Annotated in this window: 20 protein-coding genes; 2 read left to right on the plus strand and 18 right to left on the minus strand. The window is 61.2% G+C overall.

Annotated elements, in window-relative coordinates:
- Positions 1-74: 74 nt before the first annotated feature.
- From ACWJKU_RS17485 to ACWJKU_RS17510, 6 genes are all read right to left on the minus strand, one after another.
- The gene (locus ACWJKU_RS17485) at positions 75-1,103 is read right to left on the minus strand and encodes an OmpA family protein (protein WP_454144358.1); all 1,029 of its coding nucleotides are present in this window, start codon (positions 1,101-1,103) and stop codon (positions 75-77) included.
- Between the two features lie 133 nt (positions 1,104-1,236).
- Entirely contained in the window at positions 1,237-2,256 is a 1,020-nt protein-coding gene (locus ACWJKU_RS17490; RefSeq protein ID WP_454144360.1) for a PstS family phosphate ABC transporter substrate-binding protein, read from the minus strand.
- A 16-nt stretch (positions 2,257-2,272) separates the two neighbouring features.
- The gene (phoR, locus tag ACWJKU_RS17495) at positions 2,273-3,598 is read right to left on the minus strand and encodes a phosphate regulon sensor histidine kinase PhoR (RefSeq protein ID WP_454144362.1); all 1,326 of its coding nucleotides are present in this window, start codon (positions 3,596-3,598) and stop codon (positions 2,273-2,275) included.
- A 121-nt stretch (positions 3,599-3,719) separates the two neighbouring features.
- Complete coding sequence (gene phoB / locus ACWJKU_RS17500) at positions 3,720-4,412, minus strand: phosphate regulon transcriptional regulator PhoB (RefSeq protein ID WP_454144364.1); 693 nt, start codon at positions 4,410-4,412, stop codon at positions 3,720-3,722.
- 124 nt (positions 4,413-4,536) lie between these two features.
- On the minus strand, positions 4,537-5,079 hold the full coding sequence (locus ACWJKU_RS17505; RefSeq protein WP_454144366.1) for a disulfide bond formation protein B: 543 nt from the start codon (positions 5,077-5,079) through the stop codon (positions 4,537-4,539).
- 73 nt (positions 5,080-5,152) lie between these two features.
- Positions 5,153-5,362 carry a dodecin gene (locus tag ACWJKU_RS17510; protein WP_454144368.1) on the minus strand — a complete coding sequence of 70 codons (210 nt, stop codon included), beginning with the start codon at positions 5,360-5,362 and terminating at the stop codon, positions 5,153-5,155.
- Between the two features lie 299 nt (positions 5,363-5,661).
- Between ACWJKU_RS17510 and ACWJKU_RS17515 the strand changes: the two genes are divergently transcribed.
- Entirely contained in the window at positions 5,662-6,186 is a 525-nt protein-coding gene (locus ACWJKU_RS17515) for a CAP domain-containing protein (protein WP_454144370.1), read from the plus strand.
- A gap of 69 nt (positions 6,187-6,255) precedes the next feature.
- Here the strand turns inward: ACWJKU_RS17515 and ACWJKU_RS17520 are convergent, their stop codons facing one another.
- From ACWJKU_RS17520 to ACWJKU_RS17545, 6 genes are all read right to left on the minus strand, one after another.
- On the minus strand, positions 6,256-6,693 hold the full coding sequence (locus ACWJKU_RS17520; RefSeq protein ID WP_454144372.1) for a molybdenum cofactor biosynthesis protein MoaE: 438 nt from the start codon (positions 6,691-6,693) through the stop codon (positions 6,256-6,258).
- Between the two features lie 4 nt (positions 6,694-6,697).
- A complete protein-coding gene (locus tag ACWJKU_RS17525; protein ID WP_454144374.1) occupies positions 6,698-6,931 on the minus strand; it encodes a MoaD/ThiS family protein in 234 nt (77 codons plus the stop codon).
- A 180-nt stretch (positions 6,932-7,111) separates the two neighbouring features.
- A complete protein-coding gene (locus ACWJKU_RS17530) occupies positions 7,112-7,729 on the minus strand; it encodes an amino acid kinase family protein (RefSeq protein ID WP_454144376.1) in 618 nt (205 codons plus the stop codon).
- Positions 7,707-9,113, minus strand: a complete 1,407-nt coding sequence (pabB, locus tag ACWJKU_RS17535; RefSeq protein ID WP_454144378.1) for an aminodeoxychorismate synthase component I — start codon at positions 9,111-9,113, stop codon at positions 7,707-7,709. The genes ACWJKU_RS17530 and pabB overlap by 23 nt, the downstream gene beginning before the upstream one ends.
- On the minus strand, positions 9,110-10,168 hold the full coding sequence (locus ACWJKU_RS17540; protein WP_454144380.1) for a hydantoinase/oxoprolinase family protein: 1,059 nt from the start codon (positions 10,166-10,168) through the stop codon (positions 9,110-9,112). Before ACWJKU_RS17540 ends, pabB begins: the two co-directional genes overlap by 4 nt.
- The gene (locus tag ACWJKU_RS17545) at positions 10,158-11,168 is read right to left on the minus strand and encodes an ATP-grasp domain-containing protein (protein WP_454144382.1); all 1,011 of its coding nucleotides are present in this window, start codon (positions 11,166-11,168) and stop codon (positions 10,158-10,160) included. The genes ACWJKU_RS17540 and ACWJKU_RS17545 overlap by 11 nt, the downstream gene beginning before the upstream one ends.
- A gap of 11 nt (positions 11,169-11,179) precedes the next feature.
- Here ACWJKU_RS17545 and ACWJKU_RS17550 point away from each other — a divergent pair, with 11 nt between their 5' ends.
- Complete coding sequence (locus ACWJKU_RS17550) at positions 11,180-11,887, plus strand: HisA/HisF-related TIM barrel protein (protein ID WP_454144384.1); 708 nt, start codon at positions 11,180-11,182, stop codon at positions 11,885-11,887.
- Between the two features lie 79 nt (positions 11,888-11,966).
- On the opposite strand, the gene fae is transcribed toward ACWJKU_RS17550, so the two are convergent.
- The 6 genes from fae to ACWJKU_RS17580 all read right to left on the minus strand — a co-directional run bounded on the left by fae (position 11,967) and on the right by ACWJKU_RS17580 (position 17,614).
- Positions 11,967-12,479 (minus strand): formaldehyde-activating enzyme, encoded by a 513-nt coding sequence (gene fae, locus ACWJKU_RS17555; RefSeq protein WP_077732049.1) that lies wholly within the window; start codon positions 12,477-12,479, stop codon positions 11,967-11,969.
- An 87-nt stretch (positions 12,480-12,566) separates the two neighbouring features.
- Positions 12,567-13,481: a triphosphoribosyl-dephospho-CoA synthase gene (locus tag ACWJKU_RS17560; RefSeq protein ID WP_454144386.1), complete on the minus strand. Its 915-nt coding sequence runs from the start codon at positions 13,479-13,481 to the stop codon at positions 12,567-12,569.
- 5 nt (positions 13,482-13,486) lie between these two features.
- The gene (locus ACWJKU_RS17565) at positions 13,487-14,413 is read right to left on the minus strand and encodes an ATP-grasp domain-containing protein (RefSeq protein ID WP_454144388.1); all 927 of its coding nucleotides are present in this window, start codon (positions 14,411-14,413) and stop codon (positions 13,487-13,489) included.
- Positions 14,403-15,398 carry a methenyltetrahydromethanopterin cyclohydrolase gene (gene mch, locus ACWJKU_RS17570; protein WP_454144390.1) on the minus strand — a complete coding sequence of 332 codons (996 nt, stop codon included), beginning with the start codon at positions 15,396-15,398 and terminating at the stop codon, positions 14,403-14,405. Before mch ends, ACWJKU_RS17565 begins: the two co-directional genes overlap by 11 nt.
- 41 nt (positions 15,399-15,439) lie before the next feature.
- Positions 15,440-16,576, minus strand: a complete 1,137-nt coding sequence (locus ACWJKU_RS17575) for an ATP-grasp domain-containing protein (RefSeq protein WP_454144392.1) — start codon at positions 16,574-16,576, stop codon at positions 15,440-15,442.
- Positions 16,577-16,600: 24 nt separating this feature from the next.
- Positions 16,601-17,614 (minus strand): beta-ribofuranosylaminobenzene 5'-phosphate synthase family protein, encoded by a 1,014-nt coding sequence (locus tag ACWJKU_RS17580; RefSeq protein ID WP_454144394.1) that lies wholly within the window; start codon positions 17,612-17,614, stop codon positions 16,601-16,603.
- Between the last annotated feature and the right edge of the window lie 67 nt (positions 17,615-17,681).

A 17,681-nucleotide genomic window follows, 5' to 3' on the forward strand; every position in this document is an offset into this window, starting at 1 on the left:
CGCTCTCGAGAGCGGGTTTTTTCGTTAATGCCAGCGTTTGCCAAGCAATCGGGGTTGCTCGGAGTGTCGGCGTATCACTCGCCCATAAAGACCAGCTGGACGCGGCGGTTTTTCGCCCGGCCGGCTTCCGTGTCGTTATCGGCGATCGGATAGTCTTCGCCGTAACCTTTCGGATACAGCCGGTTCTTCAAGCCCGCGAACTTCAGGTAATCGGCTACCGCCTGGGCGCGCTGCTGGGAAAGCTTCAGGTTGTACCGAGAACTTCCTTCGCTGCTGGCGTGTCCCTGAACCTCGATGTCGCGCGATTCGTTGGAGGCAACGAGCTGCTCGACGACACCGTCCAGAATGCTCTTGGCGCTTTCGGTGAGATCGGCCGAGTTGTACTTGAAGTTGACGCCTTTGAGTTCGATTCTGATCGGGCAGCCCTGATCGTCGACTTTCGTGCCGGTCATGGTGCCGGGGCATTTGTCGTCGCAATCGTTCACGCCGTCATGGTCCGAGTCGCGGGTAGAGCAATCTTCCACGGGAGCCGCCGGTGCCGTTTCAGCCACGGCTCTCGGTTTTTCGCCGAACGGAATGACGAAACCCAGATTGACGACCATATCGTGCAAATCGTTTTCGTTCGGATATACGCCGCCATGCCCTTCGTAGGCGTACCGATAGCGAACGTCGCCGCGGAGCAGGAAGTTATCGTGCAACTCATAGGTTGCACCGACACCGGCCTCGCCGATGACCGACGCGCCGCTTCTGCCGCCCGCGCTGGTATTCATACCACCGACGCCAATGACGGCATACGGGGAGAAAACATCGCGCATGAAGTAGTACTGCAAGTCGACGGTGCCGCCGGTAAGGTCGCCGTTATAACCCTTGCCGTGCAGATGTTGCCAAAAACCTCTGACCTCGACGTTGAAATATTCATTGATGATCTTACCGATGCCCAGGCCGCCACCCCAGTCATCTTTCGCATTACGCTCGCCGCCCGGATTGAAGTAAGTACCGAACGGGGCGATATACCACCGATCATCCATAAACTGCTCGTCAGCCTGCGCCGCCGTGGCTGCGACGCCAGCGACACTCAAGGCAACTAGAATTTTTTTAAACATCTCCGTCGATCTCCCTGTAGCTTGAATACCAACAAGTTTTGAAAACTTACAACAGTTCCAATCTTAGTCGCGGATTTCCCGCAACGCAACCGAATTTGTGGGAAAATTCAATTCAATAATTCCGATTTTGGTATCAAGGCCGATCCGCGAAGAGACGATTTTGTTCCTTTTCGGCAACATCTCGGGGTACAGGAATATACCCGTTGCGGCGGGCTATGCCCTGTCCGTCGACGGACAGAACGAATCGAACGAACGCGGCCTGCCGCTCCGGCAATGGCCTGTCCGGATGTTTGTTGATGTAAATGTATAGAAACCGCGTCAGAGGATAAGTGCCATCGACGGCATGCCGCTCGGCCGGCGCGACGAACGGCATATTTGCCTGCACGGCGAGCGGTACCGTCTTTGCCGCGTCCGATGACAAACCGCCACGGCCGTAACCGATGGCGTTCGATGATTCGCTCACCGCACGAATTACGGCGGCGGAATCCGGCAGCGCTCGAACGAGACGGCTTGCCTCGTCTCCGCAAAGGGCCTGTTCCCTGAAATAGTCGTATACATCGCCGGCGGGACCGATGCCAAACAACTGTAGCGGCCGGGTTCGCCACTCGCCCGCCAACCCCAACGCGCCCCAGGTTGCCGAATGCAGCGCGCCGTGACATCTCGGCGATGACGAGAAAACGGAGGCGACCTGAGCGAGAGTCAGACCCCGGATCGGATTTTCCCGGTGTACGAAAATGGCTATGGTATCGAGAGCGACGCGAACCGGCGCGGGCCTGTAACCGTATTTTTTTGCAAACCCGTCGATTGCCGCACGGTTCAATCGATAGCCGACGTACATCGCATGCTCGTGCGCCTCGTCGAATGCGCCCGGCGCAGCGAGCGAAGCCGCCGGGCGCAGGAGCACGGCGGCCCCGGCATGATCCCGCCGAAACGCGCCGGCCCAATGCCGAATCAAGGTGTCGAGCTCGCTCGATCCGATCTCGTCGCCGACATCGCGGATCGCCTCCGTTCCGCCGTATGCCGCAGATATGCGAGCGGCATCGGCGCTCCCGCCGAAAAGCGCGGCGATGATGAAAGGAACCAGCCCTCGTCTTATCAAAGATCGCCGCCTGTCGAACCCGAAGCGGGCGCCCCCGGCATCCCGGTCGTCCATCGCCGCCGCTCCGCTGTCAGAATCTCTGCGCGCGCTTGGCATCGGTCCGGGAACCGTCCCGCACGACCCGCTCTTCGGGGAAACAGCAGCTGAAGCAACTGCCTCGTCCGAGAGCGCTCGCGATTTTGATTTCGGCGCCGTGCCGGGAAAGAGCATGCTTGACGATGGCCAGTCCCAGCCCGGCCCCGCCTTTGTTTTTGGCGCCTTCGACCGGAATGCGGTAAAACCGCTCGGTAAGCCTCGGAAGATGATGTTGCGCGATTCCGGGTCCGGTATCCTCCACATCCAGTCGCGCCCCCTTGCCGTCATCGCGCCAACGCACCGTCACCCGCCCCGCGGGCGGCGTATATTTCACCGCATTGGCGATCAGATTCGAAAATGCGCTGCGCAATTCCTGCTCGGCGCCCTGCAAGTCGGCGTCGGTTTCGAGGATCAGTTCGATGGCGGGATGTTCGTCGGTCAAGAATCCGACCTCGTCACAAATGTTTTTCAGCATGGCCGGCACGTCAACCCGCTTCGACGCCGTCGGGTGCGCCGCCGACTCCAGTCGCGTCAATGAAAGAAGACCGTCGACCAGGCTTTCCATACGGGAGGTTTGCTCCTCCATGCGCCGGAACACTTTCGGATACGAATCCGGCATCGCTCCGTCCTCATGGCCTAGAGTTTCGAGATAGCCTTTCAAAACCGTCAGCGGCGTGCGAAGCTCGTGGGACACGTTCGCCACGAAATCACTGCGCACGCGCTCCATGAAGCGCAGCTGCGTCACATCCTGCGCGACTAAAAGGCGCAAGTCTTCCCCATAGGGCACGATGCGGATTTCGAGTTGGATACTGTCGACGACCGGGGAAGGAATGCCGACCGTCGAGCGATAATCGGCATTTTGCATATACTGGCTGAATTTGGGATAACGCAACAGATTGCCGATCTGCTGTCCGATATCGCCGCGGCGCAACCCCAGCAGGCGCCCGGCCGCCTCATTGAACCAATCGATTTCATCCCGCGGCCCCAGCACCACGGTTGCATCAGGCAATGCCGCCGTAGCCGTCCGGAAGCGCTCGAGCATCCGGATCAACTGCTTCTTGCGCCGTTTGTTGCGCCGCCTCAGTCGATAGATGAGGTAATAGATTTCCTCCCACACGCCATCGCCTTGCGGAGGCTGCCCCGCTCTGCCGCTGCGCAGCCAAACGAGCAGCCGGTTTGCGTAAAAAAGATGCCGCGACAGATAAGCCAGCAGGCAGAACCAAAGCGCGACGGCGAAGCTGTCGAGGACCTTGCCGAGAAAAGCGCCGACCAGGAACGCTAAGAAAATGAAAGAGAATTCCGATCGCCAGGGGCTCGACATGAATCAGGCTTGCTCAGGGATTGTAAAAAAACCGTCGCGAGCGGTTCGAGTCCGCCCCGACAAGGTGAGATTGGGCACGCCGGGCATCGCGAGTGCGAACTCGTATCGCGCGGCAGGTTTTTCACAAGCTCTCGGAAAAACGATACCCGAAGCCGCGCACCGTCTGGATGATCTCCTCGCGGTCGTATTCGGCCAGAATCTTGCGCAAGCGGCGGATGTGCACATCGACGGTGCGTTCCTCGATGAATGAACTTCGCCCCCAGACCTGATCGAGCAACTGGCTGCGACTGTAAACCTTGTCGGGATGAGTGAGAAAAAACTCCAATAACCGGTATTCGGTCGGACTCAGGACAACATGGCTGCCGCCGATGCTAACCCGGTGCTCGTCGATGTCCAATGCGATTCCGCCGACTTCGATTCTTCCGCCTTTGCCATATTTGCCGCTGCGTCTGAGTACGGCCTTGATCCGCGCCAGCAACTCGCGCGGCGAGAACGGCTTGGTGACATAATCGTCCGCACCGACGTCCAAGCCTCTGATTTTATCTTCTTCCTCGCCGCGAGCGGTAATCATGATGATGGGGATTTCGCCGTATTGCTTGTCCTTCTTGAGGCGGCGCGCCCATTCGATCCCGCTCAAACCGGGCAACATCCAGTCCAACAAAATCAGATCGGGCAAGCGTTCGTTCAAGGCCGATTGCGCCTGGTGAGTATCGGCAGCGGCTCGAACGGCGAACTCGGATTGCTCCAGCACCATCCCGAGCATTTCGCGAATGGCGTCTTCATCTTCGACAACAAGTACATTGATCGCAGACATTTTCAATGCTCGATATTACGGATAATCGCTCAATGTACGTTGCGAATATGACCTTTATGTGACGTTTTGCACGAGCACGGCGATAACGGCCGAATCCATCCCGCTTGCCCATGTCCGAGCGAGTTCACCGCCACGACGACGGGCCTTTCGTCGAAAAATAGCTTCGGTTTTCGCGCCTACCCGAGCTGTTCCAGAATTGCGCGAGGCTGAGCAGCGCCAAAATGGCGAAACAAACCAACACCCACGCAGGCATGCTGAGTCCAATCAGCGTCCAATCCACTTTGGCGCAGTCGCCGGTCCCGTTCAACATCGCCTTGAGTGTTTCGCTCAAGGGAAAATACTGAAACATGTATTCGAGCCCGGGGCCGCAGGCCGGCACTTCCTCCGGCGGCAAATGCTGCAGCCAGACATGCCGGGCCGAAATACTCCCGCCCAATACGGCGGTTACGAAACCCAAAAGCGCGTAAACCTTGACGCCCGTCCCTTTCGGATCATGCAGCGCGGCGATCAGCATCACCAATCCGACGGCAAATATCATGATGCGTTGAGAGACGCACAGCGGGCAGGGTTCCAATCCGCCGGAGAATTGGAAATAAAGAGCCGCCGCCAGCAGCCCGGCGCAAAACAAGAAGCCGGCGAGAAAGTAAAGTCTGGGTTTGAAGATCATGCGAAATCCTGACAATAGAAGTTTTTGGCCACGAAGGCGACCACGAACATTCCCACCGAACGGACCCGGCGGCTCACTCTTCGATCCGAAATCCGATCTTTAATACCACTTGATAGTGGGCTATTTTACCGTCGGCAATCTGACCCCGCGTTTCGACCACCTGGAACCAGTCCAGGTTCTTGATCGTTTTCGACGCCTTTTCTATGGCGTTCCGAATCGCCTCATCCGTGCCGCGCGGCGAGGTACCGACGATTTCAACGAGTTTGTAGACACGATCCGTCATAGTTATCACCCCTTACATTTAATTGCCAAGAAGCGGCACCGGCGGCTTACCGGAAATCGAAGATCGGGGCTCGGCCGCGGCGGACTGCTCGCACCAAGAGTCATGATGCTGAATCGCCCGGCTCTTGTCGACGCCCCGGCACCGAAATCAGCGGCGCGGCCGGCTTGAATATTCGAGACCGGTCTTTGTCAGGCCCGTAGAAACGATGGTAAGGTTTCCGTTCAGGCTCGTTGACTCCCGAAAGCGAAAGAGCATGACGAGCAACAATATCTGGAGACAGCGAGGCCCAAAAACAAACGATGACAAGACTCGTCCTTAGCCTGATTTTGAGCGCTGGCTCGGCGCTTCCCGTATTCGCCCGGGAAGCCCCAAAAGTCCGATGCCCGTCCGCCGAGACCATCCGCCGCGAAATCGTCGACGAACTCAAAGCCGCACGCGCGGCGCCGAGATACTGCGGCCGCATGCGGTCGGGACCCGCCGAACCGCTACGGTGGAATCGAAAATTGTTCGAAACTGCCGAAAAGCACGCCAAGGAGATGAGCCGCAACGACCGGCTTTCGCATGAAAGCGCGGACGGTCGAAAGGCGGGAGACCGAATTACCGGGGCCGGCTATACCTGGCAAATCTACGGCGAAAATATCGCCCAGGGGCAACGCACGGTCGGCGAAGTCATGCGAAGCTGGCTGGAAAGCCCCGAACACTGTTCCATCATCATGGAAGCCGACTTCGACGAAGTCGGCGTCGCCTGTGCGAGCAGCGGCGGCGGAGGCTCGCCTTACTGGGCGATGGTCTTGGCCGCTCCGCTATCGAGTTCCAGCCGCTAGAGACACCTTTGTCGGTAAAGGATGGCCGACCTGCGATCCGCTCAAAACAGGATCTTCCGGCAAGTCTCATCAATATCCGCCGGTATTCTTCTCCACCCAGCGCTCGCCCTGCGCCAGGGTTTCCTTCTTCCAGAACGGCGCGCGGCTTTTCAGCTCCTCCATGATGTAGCGGCAGGCATCGAAAGCTGCGCCGCGATGGGAAGACCATACGGCGACCAGCACGATGGGCTGATCGGGAAGAATTTCGCCCACCCGGTGAATGACGAGAGCGTCCCAAAAACGCCAGCGGCTTCGGGATTCTTCGACGATCTTCTCGAGCTGCCTCTCGGTCATGCCGGGATAATGGTCGAGAAACATGCGCCGGACCGTTTCGTTCTCGTTGAAATCGCGCATGGTGCCGACAAACGAGCAAGTGGCGCCGTATTTCCCGGCACGTCCCAGCTTTTCGGCTTGATAATGCAGCAGCTCGGCGTAGGGATCGAATCCGGTCGGGCGAAGTTCGATCAACGCCTCAGCCTCCGGTGACCGGCGGAAAAAACGCCACTTCGTCGCCGTCCTTGACCGGCGCGTCCGGCTCGGCATAGTCCATGTTCACGGCACAGAGGATGCGGTCCGGCAGATATTGGCCTTCGCTCACCACCTTCCATACATCGCTTACGGTGTCGATGTCCTCCGGGGCCAGACTGTCGTCCAATCGTCCCATTTTTTCCCGCAGACTTCCGAAATAGCGCACTCTAATCGACATGCGATTCAATCTCTTACTTTCACGAAAAACAAAAACGACCAAGAATCGCCGTCCTGCGAAAACGCCCTGCTCCGCGGCATGACGGAATACGCCGGCTTGCCGGGATGCGTTCGGCATACTCAGGATGTATACCCGCTCCGGGCGGCGTTCTCTTCCACTTCGATCAAAAGCGGTGCTTATTTATCCTGCGATCGATCCGACGCGCGTAAAGACGTTGCAGGGCTCCCTCAGCCCCGCCCGCGCGCACGGGTGATCTTGTCGGTGACAGAGCCAGGTTGCGAAGTGCGAATCGGCGGAAAAACGCTCGAAAGCGGCATCGATCATCCCTTGCGCCGCCAGTCCGCTATATGAAGCATCGTCCGGGACCGGCGCCGATTTGACCAGAAGAAGATTCGGCGCATTCAAGCGGCCGGCCAGCCAGGCCGCGAGGCTGTCCGAAGTGACGCCCCAGGAGGCCGGAATTTCCGAATCGTTCGCCAAGGATAAATCAGGCAACCAGACCGCCGAGCGGCCGGATTCCACGAAAGCCGAAAGCGCCGCCGCATCGCCCGCGACTCCGAGTCCTGGACACAGTCCGCTCAGCATCAGTCCGTATTGGCTCATGGCCAAAAGCGCCATGGCGTGAGCCGTTCGATCGTCGAACGACCAGCGTTGCTGCGCCGACCGGACCTGATCGGCGAAAGGCCCGCCGCCCGGCACGACGACGACGTTCGCATCCGCCAGAATCTCCAGCCAGAACCGGAGATCGTCGGAACCGGCCAGACTGCCGCCCAGCTTAACGACCCATGTGATCGGCACGAGTCGCCTTGACTTGAAATTGATCGAGCAGATGCAAGAGGGCCGAAGCCTTGTCGTAGCACTCCTGGTACTCTTGGTCCAGGACAGAATCGGCCACGATACCGCCGCCGGCCCAGAAGCGGATCGTGCCGTCCGAGTGCACCAAAGTGCGGATGGCGATATTGCTGTCCATGTTGCCGTCGAAGCCGATGTAACCGATCGCGCCGCAATACACGCCCCGGCGATGCGGCTCGAGTTCCTCGATGATTTCCATGGCGCGAATCTTGGGCGCCCCGGTGATGGAACCGCCCGGGAAACAGCCGCGCAAGAGATCCACGGGGCCATGTCCTTCCGACAATCGGCCGCGGACGGTGCTGACCAAGTGATGCACGGTGGCGTAGCTCTCGACCTCGAACAGACTGGGCACGTGAACCGAGCCGGGCGCGCAGTTCTTGCCGATGTCGTTGCGCAGCAGATCCACGATCATCAGGTTTTCGGCGCGGTCCTTGACGCTGTCCCGTAGCTCCTGCGCCTTGGCCGCGTCCGCCGCCGGGTCCTGCGAGCGGGGGCGAGTACCTTTGATCGGCTTGGTTTCCACGATGCCGTCGGTCACTTTCAAAAAGCGCTCCGGCGAGGAACTCAGCACCTGAACCTGCGGAAAATTGAGATACGCGCTGAACGGTGCGGGATTGCAAGGCCGCAAGAGTTGATAGGCCGCCCAGGGGTTGCCGGTGCAATAAGCCGAAAAGCGCTGCGCCAGGTTGACCTGATAGCAGTCGCCGTCGCGAATGTAATGCTGAATGCGCCCGAAGACCTTTGCATAATAGGCGCGGCTCATATTCGAGACGACATCGCCGAGCAGATAGAAGTCGGCCTGCTGCCAGCCGATGGTCTGGATCTGGCTGAACGCCTGAACCAAATGGGGCCAGCGCACCGCGAGGCCGGGATCGCGCCCTTGCGCGACCAGCCAGGTGCGGCGCTCCCAATGATCCACCACGACCGCCCAATCGTAGATGCCGACGACCATCTCCGGGATGTTCTCCGCATCCAGGGCCTTGTCGGGCAGTTTCTCCAGCCGTCGCGCCAGATCGTAGCCAAAGTACCCGATCGCGCCGCCGCAAAAAGGCAGGTCCGGGAGTTGTGGAGCCTTTTCGCCGAGGTGCTGCTTGACTAAGGCAAACGGATCTTCCGGCGACAGCGCGATGGCCCCGCGCGATCGAATCTCGGTGAGCGGCCCGCGCGTGACGAGGGTCGCCACCGGATCCGCCGCGATGATGTCGTAACGCCCCTGCCGGCTATGCGGAAATCCGCTGTCCAGAAAAACCGCCCAGCGCCGCTCCGCCCAAGGCAGAAACAAGGCGGCGCTGTCCTCGAAATAAGGCAACTCTTCAATTCTCGGCGTCATGTCGGCCCCACCTCCCGCGCCGCCAGACAAGCTACGGCCGCGGCCGGAGCGCAATCCGAAGCGTGAAAATCGTTTTGCGACGTCAACATGGAAAACAGTTCGCTGAAGTCTTTATAAGGAAAACCCGATCGCGCCGCCAATTCTCGCACCAGAAACCGTCCCACGCCAGCACCGATCAAGGGTGCGCCGTCGCCGATCAAGCCGCGCGAAAGCTGGCGCTCCAAAGCCGAATGAAGCTGCGAAAGCTGCCGCTCCCGAAAGAACCGTGCCGCCTGCCGCCATTGCTTCAGCGATGCCGATTCCGCGTCCCGCCCGAACATGCGAGCCAGGCGCCGGGCGCTTCCCGAGACGGTCTTTTCGCCGCCATCGGCTGCCGGCATCTGGTCGGCGTGCTCGGGCAATTCTCCGCACAGCCGATAGACGTCGGCCGTGGTTGCGAAATGCTCGGCCATGATACCGACCCACTCGCCTTCGAAAGGCGCCCGATTGGCGAGCGCCATCGCCGGGGTACGGACTATCCCGGTATAAATCAGTTCGCCGTAGCGCATTCGTTCATAATCGGTATAGCCTCGGGTTTTGACCCCGCGGCCGCAAATCAGCGCGATATCGGTGGTCGTGCTGCCGATATCCACGAACACCGCGTCGCGCAGATTTTCCGCCGCCCAGAGCGCGCTCGCCAGCCAATTGGCCGAAGCGATTTTAGGAACGCTTTCCGGCGCGATGGCCGCCGGATCGAGAAATCCGTCGCGTCCGGCGAACACGCGCACCGTACCCTGCGGGCAGCGCTGAATCACCGCTTCGACCAAGGCGAGAACGCCTTGCTCCCGGTTTTCGAAAAAATCCGCCAGTTCGCCGGTCATGGTCACCGCATGGCGGCAATCGCGCCCCGGCGAAAGAACGCCCAGGATTCGGCTCATGGCGTCGTGCAATCGATCCAGGCCCTGCCACAACGGACAGGGCTCCTGGACCACCGCGACGATTTCGCCGGCACTGTTCAATGCCGCCGCCTTGAGATGGGCTCCGCCGATGTCCCAGCCGATCGTTTCAATATTCATCCCACGACTCCAAACCGATCTCGATCGGGTTTTGCGGCACCGGATCGAACTCGGGCAAGGTTCCGCTCCGCCACAAATCCAGAACCAGCGCGGCCGGATTGATGCCCAAGGATCGCCGCAATCCGGCGTAGGACGTGGTCAGACGAGGGTTGACCTCAAGCACTCTGAGCTCCTGTTCGCAACGCATCACATCGACTCCGGCATAGCCCCAGAGTTCCGGCATCGCCTCCGCGATCCGATCGGCCAGCGCCCGATACGCGGCAAGCCCGCTCCGGATGGCGCCGACCTCGCAGCCGCGCAGGACAAAACCGCCTCGCGACCGGACGATCCGCTGCCGGTTGCAGCTCAACAGCCGCGCCTTTCCACGGGCAAAGAGCGCGGACAGGCTCAGCGGTTCGCCTTCGATCAAAGGTTGAACGGCATATCGGGCGAGATCGCCGGTTTCGGCCGCCCAAGTCTTCCACGCATCCTCGGTTTCGAGGATGCGGGCGCCTTCGCAGCCGACGCCGTCGTCCGGCTTCACGACCACAGGAAATGCCAGGGGAAGCGACTCGCTTGAAGCGTACGTCGGAACGGCGGGTACGCCCTTATTTTCCAGGCGTTCCACGGTCGCCCGCTTGCTCGCGGCCACGCGGACGGCGTCGGCCGAACTGATCAACAGCGGCTTGCCGGCCATCTCGACCCGGCGGCAAAGACGCTCCAGAATGCCGCCGGTTTCGGGAGCGATCGGCCATACCGCGTCGCAATGCCCGATCTGATCGTTAAAGTGATTTTCAAGATCGTCTTTGCGATCTACAAAGACCCATGCGGCTCCGGAAAACTGCCGGTCCGAAAGGGGGAGCCGCGCATCCCTGAGCGCCACCGTCCGAATATCCGGCAGTTCGGACAAATCCCCAAGGAGTGCGGCGAGCATCGACTCGCCTTCTTGCGCCAGCGAGCGCGGAATCGTTTCGCCCAGCATCCCGCCGCCGGTAATATATTCGAAAACCAGTATCTTCATCCGCACACCCAATGGAAATCATCCCCGTCATCGATATCATGGGCGGCCTCGCCGTACACGCCAAGGAAGGCCGGCGCGAGCATTATCGCCCGTTGCAAAGCGTGTTGTGCCCGACCGCCGAACCGAAAGCCGTCGTACGCGGCCTGCTCGGTCTGTATCCGTTCAAACGAATTTATATGGCCGATCTCGATGCGCTCATGGGTAAAGGGCCTCAAACCGCTTTGGCGCTCGAACTGGAGCGCGGCTTTCCGAATATCGAATTCTGGATAGATCGGGGGCTGCCGAGCGCCGGGGAAACGCTCTCTTTTCCATCCGAATCGAACGCCCGCGCCGTCGTCGGCAGCGAATCGCTTTCCGAGAACGCATTGCCCCTTCTGGCCCGCTCAGGTCCAGACTTCATCTTGTCGCTCGACTTTCTCGGCGACCGCTTGCTAGGGACGGAGCAATTGCTGGACAGCCCGGAACTTTGGCCAAAGAGCGTGATCTTGATGAGCCTGTCCCATGTGGGCAGTACGGCGGGGCCGGATTTCGACCGTTTAGCGTCTTTCAAACGCAAGCATCCGGATCGGCGCTTCATCGTAGCCGGCGGCGTACGGGACGGACAAGATTTGAGGCGGCTGAAAATCATGGGAGCGGCCGGCGCGCTGATCGCCAGCGCCCTGCATTCCGGCGCGATCGACTCGCGGCTGATCGAAGGCTCAGAGGAGGCGGCGATCTAACGGGAATCCTGAGCGCGTGATTTACGGACGAAAAAAAACGTTGCCCCGGCATCGGGGCAACGTTTTTCGAGAAGTGCGATTATTTGTGAGCGGCGAAGGGATGCTCGATCTGTCCCTTCTGAGCCACGACTTCGGCCGCCTTGGGCTCGCCGGCGACGGCGCGCTTGATGGCCAGCTTGGTGGCTTCGTAGTTGTAGTCCTGGATTTTCGCGTCGTCTTCCGCCAGCCAGTGGATGAACACGCCTACGCAGACGAAGATGTCGTCGGCTTCGTCGGCAGGAATGGTGCCGTCTTCGACGCAGTCGGCCACGGCCATGGCCACGCCGCGCTGCGCCGGCCCGAACATCTGGGTAGCCTGCTTGCCGTTCTTGATGGTGACCTTGTTGAACATCACGGTGTTCGGCTTAGCCATCAGGTTCGGCGCAACCACGGCCAGCAAGCTGCTGAATCCGTCTTTGTTGTTGGTAATGCAGTTGGCGAAAGCGGTCTCGGCAGCGCTGCCGCGCGGCCCCATGATCAAGTCGATGTGGGCGATTTCGTTGCCGCCGCCGCACAAAGCTTCACCCACCAACATCTTATTGATTTTCCCCATTACTAACTCCTCTTTGGTCAAAAAAGAAAAAACGTCCGAAGTAACGACACTGCCATGTCCCACTTTCCCAACAAAGCATAAAAATCCCTATTGTCGTGCCGACGCGCCCCGGGCTTCTGGAAAACCGTCCGTCTTCCATCCGCATCGGCCCAGCAGCGCTTCCAGGCGCACGGCCAGCAGACACGCTACCGTGAGATCGGCGGTGGTGCCCGGATTGATTCCGCCAGACTTGAACTCCGCATCCGCCTCTCGCAGGAGCGGCATGGCCTGTTCCGGCCTGTCGGAAACGGATAACACCTCGTCGATCTGCGCCATTCGGCTAACGACTGTCCCTGTCAAACGAGCGCCGAACTTGCGCTCGATGTGGCTGTCGGGAATACGCTTGAGCAACCCGACGAACACCGCCACTGCCGACCACTCTTCATCGCCCCAACGGGACAAATTCCTATGATAACTTGGAATCGCGAAATCAAAAACATCTACAAAAGAATTAGTGTATTGATAAGCAATGCGATCACGATGTTCCGCAAGGCGCATGGCTTCCAGCAATGTCACCTTCGGGGCGTCGCGAACGTCCTGCTCCGGCGCTTCGCCGAGACCGCCCGGTTGTGCCAGCCGTATGGCCTTGTAGGTCCGGTCCGCATCGGCTTGCGTCGTGCCGCCGAGAATTCTCCGGAGCGCGGACCTGAGCGTTTCGTCTGGGCGTATCTCCTGAGCCGCCTGAATCAGCGGCGCGGCCAGCAGGATGATGCCGAGATTGGTATTGCAATGGACGACCTCGCGGGTGGCGCGAGTCGCATGGCAGATCTTCTCGCCCAGGGACAGGCCGGGATCGCACAGGAAAGGCCCGCTGGCCGCGGCGCTCAGCCGGAAATCCTCCACGGTCATGTCGTGGGCATCCGAATAAACGCTGACGTTGCCCGGCTTGAAAGCGCGCAGCTCCGTTTCGCAGGCGTCGAGGTAGGCGGACAATAAAGCGTCCCGCTGAACAGGCTTCGGCACCGTCGTCACCGAACCCGGATTTCCTCGTGAGATTCGGGATGGCAAAGCGACAGGAAGTCTTCGACCAATAAATCGGCAATCGAGACCTTGCTGACGCTCTGCAAGCCCTTCCACGCCGGGATGCTGTTGACCTCGAGCACGCTGTAACGGCCGTGATGATCGCGGATGATGTCCACCCCGGCGTAGCCCATGTCCAGAACCTTTACTGCATCCTCCGCCAACCGGCACAGTAGCAGATCGTCGAGCCGGACCGGCTCGCAGCGGGCGCCCTGGGCGACGTTGTTCAGCCAGGTGACGCCGCAGCGGCGCATGGCGGCCACCGCCTTGCCCCTGATCACGAATACGCGGAAGTCGTGGGGCGGCTCGCCGCAACTGACGAAACGCTGAAGATAGAAAACACCGTTGCTGTCGATCAGCCCCGCGAGGTCTTCCGGCTTTTCATAGCGCTGCAGGCCTTGCCCTTGGGAACCGAACAGGGGTTTGGACACGAGCTGATGGCCCGCGCGCAGTTCCCGCCCGGCCAGATCGAGCGCCTCTTCGCGGTTGCCCAGCACCCAGGTGGGCGGCGTCGGTATGCCGGCGCACTGCAATAGGAAGCTGGTCATGGCCTTGTCGACGGTGCGCTCGACCGCCCGGCCGTCGTTGTATACCGGAATCCCGAGCCGCTTCAGGGCGTGCAGCACGTCGAGGTAGAACACCACCTGATCCAGCGATCCGCCCGGCACGCCGCGCACGAAGACGCCATCGGGTAGACCGTCCTCGAAGCCCGGCAGGACCACCGGCACGCCACCGGCTTCGAGATTCAGTCGGCAGGCGGTCAGGGACACATAACGGTAGCCGTAGCCCTTCGCCGCCAAAGCCTCGCGAAGCCGCGCGCCGTGCCAGCCCGGGTCGTCGGTGACGATCGCGATGCGGCCCAAATTATTCTCCAAAGGACCGTTCCAGGAGCGCTTCGTCGAGCTTGCCCGCATGGAAGCTGCGGCCGGATTCGACGGCCGTGACGATCACGCTGGCCGGACTGAACAGCATCGGATCGACCTTGAAGAAATCGTACTTGTAGTCCTTGAACACCTCGGCGAACGGCCTGCCGTAATCGCGCGACACCGAGCTCGGCAGTTCGTTGGCCAGCATTTCCGCCGCCTCGTCGCTGCCTTTCACGAACAGATGCACGGTGCCGCCGAACAGGATGGCGTCGTTGGTCCGCCCCATGGCTTTGACGAAATTGGGGTGCGGCGGCGGAACCGGGGCGGTTCCGGTGCCGTCGATGATGTTGCCCAGTGGAAAGTGCAGCGAATGGGCCTTGTGCAAGGCGACCTCCAACACGCGGCCGACGACCTGCATGCCGCCTGCCAGGCTGGACGTGGGCGTCAGGATGACGTTGACGCCGCTCGCGTCCATTTTGCAGGCTTTGGCGATCTTTTCGATGACCTCGACCGGCGGCACCTTGTCCACCTCCATCACGATAGCCGTCTCGCTGCCTTTATCGCGATAGCCCAACTCCTTGTAAAGCTCTTCGACCGGCTCTTCCTTGCCGTCCTTGAGTTTGGTCGCCATTGCCCGCGCCGGGCCCGAACCGAGCGCATAAAAGGCGCTCTTGCCCTCGCCGTGGGACAGACTCCATCCGGCATACTGGCTGCCCAGGCAGGCAATCACCGGATTCGTGGAATGGACGTTGACCGTGAGGGGCCAGCGGCTGAAGGTCGAAGTGTGGGTGAGGGTGACGGTTCCCAATCCGCCCATGCAGATTTCCGCGATCAAGCGTCCCGCCTCCAGGCCGCCCACCGCATCGATGCCGGCATCGATGACGGTGCAGCCGTTCCCCAGCCTGTCGATCTTGAGCCGCAGCTTGTCGGCGTTGGCGATCATGTATTTGACGATGGGAAGCGCGTGCGCATTAACGCTGACGGTGTGTTGCATGATTACCTCTCACCCGGTTGGATTAAAAACGTGTTTTTAGCCTAGCTCCGAGCCGCCCGCAACAGTTTGCGCAATTCGCTTTGCCGCCATTCGATCAAAGCTTCGACGCGCGGACGGTCGTTCTCTTCGGCGTGAACGGTGCACACGGGTTGACCTGCACGGATAAAACTGCCCGGCACCGGCCGATCCGTACACCAGTCCGGCCAGGCTACGGCCTCGGACACTTCAAGATCCTGCGATGCGAAAAAGGCCCTGAAGGCCCGGACGACACCGCCGGACTCGGCAATATCCGCAGCTTCCCCGCGGCATGCGCGAATGTGTTCGGCCAACAATCCTCGGGCAAAATCCCGATCGTATAAAGTCATGGTGGCGCTCGGTCTCGGATTGATTTCCAGAACCCGGCACGCTTCGCCGTCCGGCATGAAATCCAGGCTGTTCAGTCCTTTGAGCGGAATCGCTCGCGCCAGGCGGCCGACGTACGCCTGCACCTGCCGCCGTTGCTCCGGAGCGAGGTCGGCCCGATTGATGGCGCCGGCAAACAAAAACGGCTGGCCGAGGTGACGATCGGCCGTCCACAACGTGTTGAAACCGACTATCCGCGCATCTTCGCCGTTCGCCAGAAACAAGGCCGACATGGCCTCGCCGGGAAGCCTGCGCTGATAGTAGTCGGTCGCACCGAGCTCCGCTCGGGCGCAGAAGCGTACACCCTTGCCGCCTTCGCTACAACCGGACTTCAGCAGCCAGTTTTCCGGATCCGGCGGCCGCGTCCGGCGCGATTCCGGATAGGCGATGTCGAGCCGCCGGAGCAGGTCGAAAAAGGCATCGGGCGTCTTCAATAAATGGAGAATTTCCGGCGGATTGCCATAGAGCGCCCGCCCTCGCGCGAGCTCTTCCAGAATCCCAGGATCGGCATCCAGGCCGCTGCCGTAGACGAGCGCGTATCCGCTCCCCGCCGGAGCAAGCCGCTCGGCGGCCGCGAGGAGACCGGCCGCATCGAATCCGATCCGGCCGGGCGCCACCCGCTCGCACCGGATCGAACAGTCGCGGGTGTCCTGGTCGGCATACAGATCCAAGACCAGCGGGCGAATGCCGGCTCGTGCCGCGGACTGGGCCAACATCCGCCCCGAACGGCTCACCAGCAGCATGCGCGCGGGGAGGTCGGCGCGGCGCGAAGACAACGAAGCGAGTTTCGGCGACACCCGCTACGAGCCGGATCCCGAACGCCCAAAGCCGTCCGCGCGCCCTACGGCGATCTCCGCGCCATGATTGCGGGCGGCGGCGAGCAGAAAACGAAGAGCCGGCCGGTCGCCGAAGCGCTGCCGCGCCTCTTGCAGCAGGGCCTCGGCCCGCCGGGCGTCATCGACCAGGCAAAAGCCGGTCGGGCCCCATGAACTTTGCCCGATGCCGACCGCGCCGCGCTCGGCGAGAAAAGCCAGTGCCGCGCCCACGTCGGGACTGGTGAAACGACCGCCCTGCGCCGGCGCGAAATGGTCTCCCACCACCTTCTGCAACTCGGCGATCACCGCGCCGAAACCCGCGATATCCCGCTCCGCCAGCGCCGGCAACCCCTTCATGACCAGCAGATGACACAGATGCGCCGCCTGCTCGGCGGGAAACGCGGGCAGGGCCTGGAACGCCTCGACCTCGTGCGCCCCGTGCAAACCTTGGCCGCGCTCGTCCAGGATCAGAATGAAGCGCCATTCGGAAGGCATTTCCAAGCGGGCGATGACCGGCGGAATCACCGTGTGCGCGCCGCGCCCTCCGTCGACCACCACCCCGCCCCGCTCGAACACCGCGATCCCTATTCCGGATCTCGCTCCGCGCTCGACGATCGGCGCGATATCCCGAACCCCCAGCCCGAGCTCGTACAGACGGCTGAGCCCCATGCCCACGGCCAAATCCATCTGCGTTCCGGACCCCAACCCCGCATGGCCCGGTATGGCCTGGTGGATACGAATGGCCGCCGGAAACGGCCGGCCGACGGCGCGAGCCAGTTTTTCTACGACAGCGACGGCGCGCTGGGCGTCGGGTCCCTCGGCGGCCGGCCGGTCGGAACGGACCAGCGTCAGGCGAGTGGCGATCTCGTGGATGCCGACCCCGACACTGCCGAACTTGCGCCCCAGCGAACCGCCCAGATCGAGAAAGCCCATGTGCAGGCGCGCCGGTGCGACCACGGTAACGCAAACGTTATGATCGACGGGGGGGGATATGGACATTCTTCAGTGGACTTCGGGAAGGCAGCGGGTGATAAATCGATAGGTCAATGCGAAAGCTGGACATGCT

The sequence above is a fragment of the Methylocaldum sp. MU1018 genome (assembly GCF_053646775.1).

Excerpts from the sequence above, each read along its gene's own strand:
- phoB (WP_454144364.1), bottom strand. The coding sequence starts at position 4,412 with ATGTCTGCGATCAATGTACTTGTTGTCGAAGATGAAGACGCCATTCGC.
- ACWJKU_RS17580 (WP_454144394.1), bottom strand. The coding sequence starts at position 17,614 with ATGTCCATATCCCCCCCCGTCGATCATAACGTTTGCGTTACCGTGGTC.
- ACWJKU_RS17515 (WP_454144370.1), top strand. The coding sequence starts at position 5,662 with ATGACAAGACTCGTCCTTAGCCTGATTTTGAGCGCTGGCTCGGCGCTT.
- ACWJKU_RS17525 (WP_454144374.1), bottom strand. The coding sequence starts at position 6,931 with ATGTCGATTAGAGTGCGCTATTTCGGAAGTCTGCGGGAAAAAATGGGA.
- phoR (WP_454144362.1), bottom strand. The coding sequence starts at position 3,598 with ATGTCGAGCCCCTGGCGATCGGAATTCTCTTTCATTTTCTTAGCGTTC.
- pabB (WP_454144378.1), bottom strand. The coding sequence starts at position 9,113 with ATGACGCCGAGAATTGAAGAGTTGCCTTATTTCGAGGACAGCGCCGCC.
- ACWJKU_RS17550 (WP_454144384.1), top strand. The coding sequence starts at position 11,180 with ATGGAAATCATCCCCGTCATCGATATCATGGGCGGCCTCGCCGTACAC.
- ACWJKU_RS17540 (WP_454144380.1), bottom strand. The coding sequence starts at position 10,168 with ATGAATATTGAAACGATCGGCTGGGACATCGGCGGAGCCCATCTCAAG.
- mch (WP_454144390.1), bottom strand. The coding sequence starts at position 15,398 with ATGCAACACACCGTCAGCGTTAATGCGCACGCGCTTCCCATCGTCAAA.
- ACWJKU_RS17510 (WP_454144368.1), bottom strand. The coding sequence starts at position 5,362 with ATGACGGATCGTGTCTACAAACTCGTTGAAATCGTCGGTACCTCGCCG.
- ACWJKU_RS17505 (WP_454144366.1), bottom strand. The coding sequence starts at position 5,079 with ATGATCTTCAAACCCAGACTTTACTTTCTCGCCGGCTTCTTGTTTTGC.
- fae (WP_077732049.1), bottom strand. The coding sequence starts at position 12,479 with ATGGGGAAAATCAATAAGATGTTGGTGGGTGAAGCTTTGTGCGGCGGC.
- ACWJKU_RS17485 (WP_454144358.1), bottom strand. The coding sequence starts at position 1,103 with ATGTTTAAAAAAATTCTAGTTGCCTTGAGTGTCGCTGGCGTCGCAGCC.
- ACWJKU_RS17490 (WP_454144360.1), bottom strand. The coding sequence starts at position 2,256 with ATGGACGACCGGGATGCCGGGGGCGCCCGCTTCGGGTTCGACAGGCGG.
- ACWJKU_RS17545 (WP_454144382.1), bottom strand. The coding sequence starts at position 11,168 with ATGAAGATACTGGTTTTCGAATATATTACCGGCGGCGGGATGCTGGGC.